5 protein-coding genes are annotated in these 6,083 nt (G+C 74.0%); 1 reads left to right on the plus strand and 4 read right to left on the minus strand.

From position 1 onward, the window contains the following. Positions 1-4 precede the first annotated feature (4 nt). Positions 5-808, minus strand: a complete 804-nt coding sequence (locus HLB15_RS24065; RefSeq protein ID WP_171104593.1) for a DUF3626 domain-containing protein — start codon at positions 806-808, stop codon at positions 5-7. An 84-nt stretch (positions 809-892) separates the two neighbouring features. Further along, complete coding sequence (locus HLB15_RS07045) at positions 893-1,825, minus strand: hypothetical protein (RefSeq protein WP_171104594.1); 933 nt, start codon at positions 1,823-1,825, stop codon at positions 893-895. Positions 1,826-1,932: 107 nt separating this feature from the next. On the opposite strand from HLB15_RS07045, the gene HLB15_RS07050 reads away from it, so the two are divergent. Further along, complete coding sequence (locus HLB15_RS07050; protein ID WP_171104595.1) at positions 1,933-3,597, plus strand: serine/threonine-protein kinase; 1,665 nt, start codon at positions 1,933-1,935, stop codon at positions 3,595-3,597. Positions 3,598-3,641: 44 nt separating this feature from the next. Here the strand turns inward: HLB15_RS07050 and leuA are convergent, their stop codons facing one another. Further along, positions 3,642-5,477 (minus strand): 2-isopropylmalate synthase, encoded by a 1,836-nt coding sequence (leuA, locus tag HLB15_RS07055; RefSeq protein ID WP_212759587.1) that lies wholly within the window; start codon positions 5,475-5,477, stop codon positions 3,642-3,644. 201 nt (positions 5,478-5,678) lie between these two features. After that, on the minus strand, positions 5,679-6,083 hold a 405-nt coding region (locus HLB15_RS07060), incomplete at its 5' end, for a variant leucine-rich repeat-containing protein (protein WP_311979563.1).

Raw genomic sequence — 6,083 nt, forward strand, 5'->3', positions numbered from 1 at the left:
GCCGTCAGCCTGGCCGGTGTGCTGCTGGCGCGCCCCAGCGGGCCACGTGGTGCCACACCTTCTTCAGGTCCTGCGGATCGTGCTCGGCCGCCCGCACGGCGTCGCCCACCACGCGCGCGTCCAGCCACCCGCCCGGCGCACGCCGGGCCGTGAGGGCGCGGGCCACGTCGACGATCCGCGGGCCGCGGTACGCGGGGCGCGTGGCGAGCTCGTCGACGTGCAGCCGGAACCCGTGGTGCCACTCCACCGGGACGCCCAGCGCGCCCGCCGCGTCGGCCACCGGGGTGTCGCGGTAGCAGGGGTCCAGCACGAGCGCGGCGACGTCGTCCGCCAGGCGGACCGGGCCGTGCACCTGGGCCTCCACGTAGTCGTCCAGCAGGTCGTGCACGCCGCTCACCGCGTCCGCCTCGGCGAGCGCGACGAGCGGGGTGGGGTCGGTCGCCGCGACGTGCTCGGGCTCGAACACCGAGTCCGGGTAGGAGAACGTGGTGCGCTCCAGCACGTGCGGGCGGAGCCGCAGGTGGGCGGAGCCGAACCGGACGGCGCCGCCGGCGGGCCGGTCCCGGTGGTTCAGGGCGCCGTACCGCGGGCGCTCGTGCGCGGGCGCCGCGTCGTACCGGCCGCCGAACATCCGCTGCTCCCAGCGCCAACGGTCGCCGCCCTCGTGCGCGGTGAGCCCGCCGTTGCTCGTGCCGGTCTCGAACTGCGAGCGCCACACGCCGTCCCGGGCGAGGCGCTCCAGGAGCATCTCGCTGCCGTCGGCGACGAGGCGGTCGGGGTGGAAATTGATGGTGACGGGTCGGTGCACGAGGTGAGCATAGGCGCGAGGTCCGCCCCCGCCCGCCCGCGGGGGCAGCGGAGGCGGACCTCGTCCGCGACCCAGGTCAGGACGTCAGTCCTGGACCTCCAGCAGGCGGCGCCGTGCGCGCACCATCGCGGCGCCGGCCGCGGTGAGGCCGAGCGCCAGGGCGGCCGCACCGGCGGCCTGACCGCCGGTCTCCGCGAGCGCGCCGGGGGCCGTGGCCTCGCCGTCGGCACCGATCGGCGCCAGCGGGTCGGGGCCGCCCGTGCCGGGGCCGTTGCCGATCGGCACGATGCCGCCGTCGGAACCGTCGCCGCCGTCACCGCCGCCGGGGCCGCCCGGGCCGCCGGGGCCCGGGTCGCCGCCACCGGGGTTGTCGGCGAACGACGGGCTCTCGAGCAGGTCGTCCACGGCACCGCCGTCGCCGCCCACGCCGTCGACGACGCCGGGCAGGTTGCCGCTGCCGAGGTTCTCCCCGATCGAGCCGACGTCGTCGAGGATCTCGTCGGCCACGTTGTCGAGCACGCCCTGCTCGGGGGCGTCCGCGCCCAGCACGTCGTCCACGGCGCCGTTCTCGCCGGCCACCGCGTCGACGGCGCCGGTCACGCCGCCCACGACGTCCTCCACCGGGCCGCCCGCGTTGCGGGAGTCGCTCTTCAGGGCCGGCGTCGACGCCGTGGCACCGCCGGTCACGCCGGTGACCACGTCCTCGACCGCGCCGTCCTGGCCCGCCACGGAGTCGACCACGCCGGTGACGCCCTTGACGGTGTCGTCGACGGCGCCGTCCTTCGTCGTGACCTGGCCGACGGTCTCACCGACCTGGGTGAGCGTGGTGTCCACGACGCCGTGCTCGCCGACGACCGCGTCCACGGTGCCGGTCAGCAGCCCGCCCAGCCCGCTCTGCGTCTGCTCGGCCGCCCGACCGGCCTCGTCGGCCGCCGTCGCGGACATCGTGCCCGCGACGAGCAGCCCGCCCGCGACGAGCGCGGACGGGAGCGCGCGGCTCACGAGCTTCCTCTTCATGCGTCCCCCTGTGTCTGAGATGTCTGGGTACTGATCTCCGGAGAAGATCGCGCTCCACACTGGCGGACTTGTCGGGTGAATTCAAGGAAATCCGGTATGTTTCCACCATGATCGCGCCAGGCTCAGGGGAAGCCCCGCAGATCCATCCGCTCGACTCGAACGACCCGCGGGAGCTGGGCGGTTACCAGCTTCTCGGGCGCATCGGCGCCGGCGGCATGGGAGTGGTCTACCTCGCCGAGACCCGTACCGGACGCAAGCTCGCGATGAAGGCCATCCTCAAGGAGTACGTGCAGGACCCCGAGTTCCGCACGCGCTTCCGCCGCGAGGCCGCCGCCGCCATGAAGGTGCGGGGCCGCTTCCTCGCCACGCTGATCGACGCCGACCCGGACGGCGACCAGCCCTGGATGGCCGTCGAGTACGTCGAGGGACCGTCGCTGACCGCCGTCGTGCAGGCCGGCGGCCCGCTGCCCGAGCAGGACGTGCGGCGCGTGCTCGCGGGCGTCGCCGAGGCGCTGCGCGCGGTGCACCAGGCGGGCATCGTGCACCGCGACCTCAAGCCCTCCAACATCCTGCTCGGCCAGGAGGGGCCGTTCGTCATCGATTTCGGCATCGCGCAGGCGTCGGACTCGACGGCGCTGACCCGCACCGGGCTCAAGGTCGGCACGCCGTCGTTCATGGCCCCCGAGCAGGTGCGCGGCAGCCTGTCCACGCCCGCGGCCGACGTCTGGGCGCTCGGCGCCGTCGCGCTCTACGCCGCGACCGGGCAGCGCGCGTTCGGCGAGGGCGACACCACCGTCGTCTACTACCGCGTGGTGCACGAGGAGCCGGACCTCGGCGCGTGCCCCGCGTGGCTGCTCCCCCTGGTGCGCGCGTGCCTCGCCAAGGACCCGGACGACCGGCCGAGCCTGCAGGAGGTGCTGGACTTCGTCAACGAGGTGCCGGCGGACCTGCGCACCGCGACGACGAAGATCGTCCCGGGTCCGGACGTCGCCGCCCCCGGTCCGGACGACGACGCGACCGCCCTGCGCGACGACGACGCGACGGCGCTCCGCGCGGACCCGACGGGCGGCAGCGACAGCACGGGCGGCAGCGACGACGACGCCCCGACCGTGGTCAAGGTCCCCGCCGCACGGGCCGCCGCCGAGCCGACGACGCCGGAGCCCGCCGCCGCGTCCGGGGCCGCTACCGGCGCCGCCCGCCGCGGTCTGTGGCGGCGGCCGATCACCTGGGTCGCCGCGGCGGCGCTCGTGCTCGTGGTCGGGGCCGGGGCGACCGCGATCAGCCTGGGTCTGCCGACGGGCGTGCCGGAGGGCGGGCCGGTGTCGCCGTCCGCGTCGCCCTCGCCGTCCGCCGCGATCGACGAGTGCCTGGTGGGCCGCTGGCAGCTCGACGAGCTGAGCGCCCAGGTCGAGGTCAACGCCGAGCTCACGCTCGACGCGACCGGCTTCGAGGGTCGGGTCACCGAGTTCCGGCCGGACGGCACCCAGCTCGTGCACTACGACGACGCCGAGCCGCTGCGCGCCCCCACCTCCGCGGGCGAGTACACCGAGACGTGGACCGGCACCGCCGTCTACCCGGTGCGGACCGAGGACGGCGTGCTCACCACGACCGGCGTCGACCACAGCGACATCCGCGTGGTCAAGGCCCTCGGGGACCGGACGCAGGAGTACCAGCCCTCGAGCGGCACCCCCCGCGTCCGCTACACGTGCGACGAGACGACGTACACCGAGACCACGGAGGGCTACGAGGCCACCTACACCCGCCTCCCCTGACCCCGCAGACGCCGGCTGCGGGGTCAGGAGCGGGTGGGGCCGGGTCAGGAGCGGGTGCGCTCCGCGCGGTTGACCGCCGAGACGATCGCCTTCAGCGACGACAGCGTGATGGACGGGTCGATGCCGACGCCCCACAGGACGTCGTCACCCACGGCGCACTCGACGTACGCGGCCGCGCTGGCGTCGCCGCCCTCGGACAGCGCGTGCTCGGTGTAGTCCAGCACGCGGACGTCGACGCCCACCTTCGCGATCGCGTCGACGAACGCGTCGATCGGCCCGTTGCCCGTACCGGTCAGGGTCAGCTCCTGCCCGCGGTCGGTCACGTCGACCTCGAGCGTGTCCTGCTCGCCCTCGGCCGACACGGCCCGCGTGCCGCGCAGCGTCAGGCGGCCCCAGTGCTCCAGGCCGGCGGTCGCGTTCTCCTCGACGGGCAGGTACTCGTCGGTGAAGATGCGCCAGATGTCGCCGCCGGTCACCTCGGTGCCCTCGGCGTCGGTGACCTCCTGGACGATGCGCGAGAACTCGATCTGCAGGCGGCGCGGCAGGTCGAGGCTGTGCTCGGTCTTGAGCAGGTAGGACACTCCGCCCTTGCCGGACTGCGAGTTCACGCGGATGACGGCCTCGTACGAGCGGCCCACGTCGCGCGGGTCGATCGGCAGGTACGGCACGCCCCAGTCCAGGTCGTCGACGCCGACGCCCGCGGCCTCGGCCCGCCCCGCCATGTGCTCGAAGCCCTTCTTGATGGCGTCCTGGTGGGAGCCCGAGAAGGCCGTGAAGACGAGGTCGCCCACGTAGGGGTGCCGCTCGTGCACGGGGAGCTGGTTGCAGTGCTCGACCGTGCGGCGGATGCCGTCGATGTCGTGGAAGTCGATCTGCGGGTCGATGCCCTGCGAGAACAGGTTCATGCCCAGGGTCACCAGGTCGACGTTGCCCGTGCGCTCGCCGTTGCCGAACAGGCAGCCCTCGATGCGGTCGGCACCGGCCAGGTACCCGAGCTCCGCCGCCGCGACGGCGGTGCCGCGGTCGTTGTGCGGGTGGAGGGACAGGATGACGTTCTCGCGGTGGTTCAGGTGCCTGCTCATCCACTCGATCGAGTCGGCGTAGACGTTGGGCGTCGCCATCTCCACCGTCGCCGGCAGGTTGATGATGACCTTGCGCTCCGGCGTCGGCTCGAAGACCTCGATGACCTCGTTGCAGATGCGCGCGGCGAACTCCAGCTCGGTGCCGGTGTACGACTCCGGGGAGTACTCGTAGTAGATCCGCGTGTCCGGCACGGTCTCCTCGAGCTTGCGGCACAGCTTCGCGCCGTCCAGCGCGATGTCGACGATGCCGTCCTGGTCGGCGCGGAACACGACCTCGCGCTGCAGCACCGACGTCGAGTTGTACAGGTGCACGATCGCCTGCTTGGCGCCGGCGATCGCCTCGTAGGTGCGCTCGATGAGGTGGGCGCGGGACTGCGTCAGGACCTGGATCACGACGTCGTCGGGGATCCGGTTCTCCTCGATGAGCTTGCGGACGAAGTCGTAGTCCGTCTGGCTCGCGGACGGGAAGCCGACCTCGATCTCCTTGTAGCCCATCTTCACGAGGAGCTCGAACATGCGCATCTTGCGCTCGGCGTCCATCGGCTCGATGAGCGCCTGGTTGCCGTCCCGCAGGTCGACCGCGCACCAGCGCGGCGCCTTCTCGATGCGCTTGGTGGGCCACGTGCGGTCGGGCAGCTCGACGCGGATCTGCTCGTGGAACGGGCGGTACTTCTGGGTCGGCATGCCCGACGTCTGCTGCGGGTTGTCCTCGATGATCCCGCCGGCGGCGCCGGGGACGGGACCTGCGGTGTCGTGAACTCCGCCGGGGGTGGTGGCGGTGACGCTGTTCTCCATCATCTGTCCTTCGCTCGGTGAGGTTGGCCGGCACACCAAGCCTCCGCGACGAGGACCGGCCTGTCTAGGCCTCGTCGCGGCAGCGAAGGAGGAGGTTCACCGTGTGAAGCACGCCGCCACTGTACCCCCGCCCGGGGCCGGGACGCCCACCCCGCCCAGGATCCGGACCGGTGGCCGGACCGGCGTGAGCGGGGTGGGCGGCGTTCAGCGGCGGCTGCGGAGGGCCGCGTCGACCTGGGGGTCGCCCAGGGCGCCGAGCCAGTCCAGCAGCGCCGGGTACGTCGAGGGGTTGGCGGCGACCTGCGGGCGCAGGTGCGGTGCCTCCTGCACGATCCGGGCCAGGTCCGCGAGCGGCGTGGCGGGGTCGAGCGCGACCGCCGCCGTCCACCGGCTGCCCCCGACGGGCGGCAGCACGGCGGTGTTCCCCGCCTGTGCGGCCTCGGCGGCGGGCTGCTGCACCTGCCCGACGACGACGGGGCGCGTGACCTGCTCCTGCTGCGCGGCGGGCTGGGCCGCCTGCTGACCCGTGGTCGGGCGCAGCCGCGCCGTCTGCCGGCCGGAGGCCACCCGCTGCACGTGCGCGCCGGGGTGCGCGGCCGCGGGCTGGAC

The organism is Promicromonospora citrea, from assembly GCF_013004695.1.
Lineage (GTDB): Bacteria > Actinomycetota > Actinomycetes > Actinomycetales > Cellulomonadaceae > Promicromonospora > Promicromonospora citrea.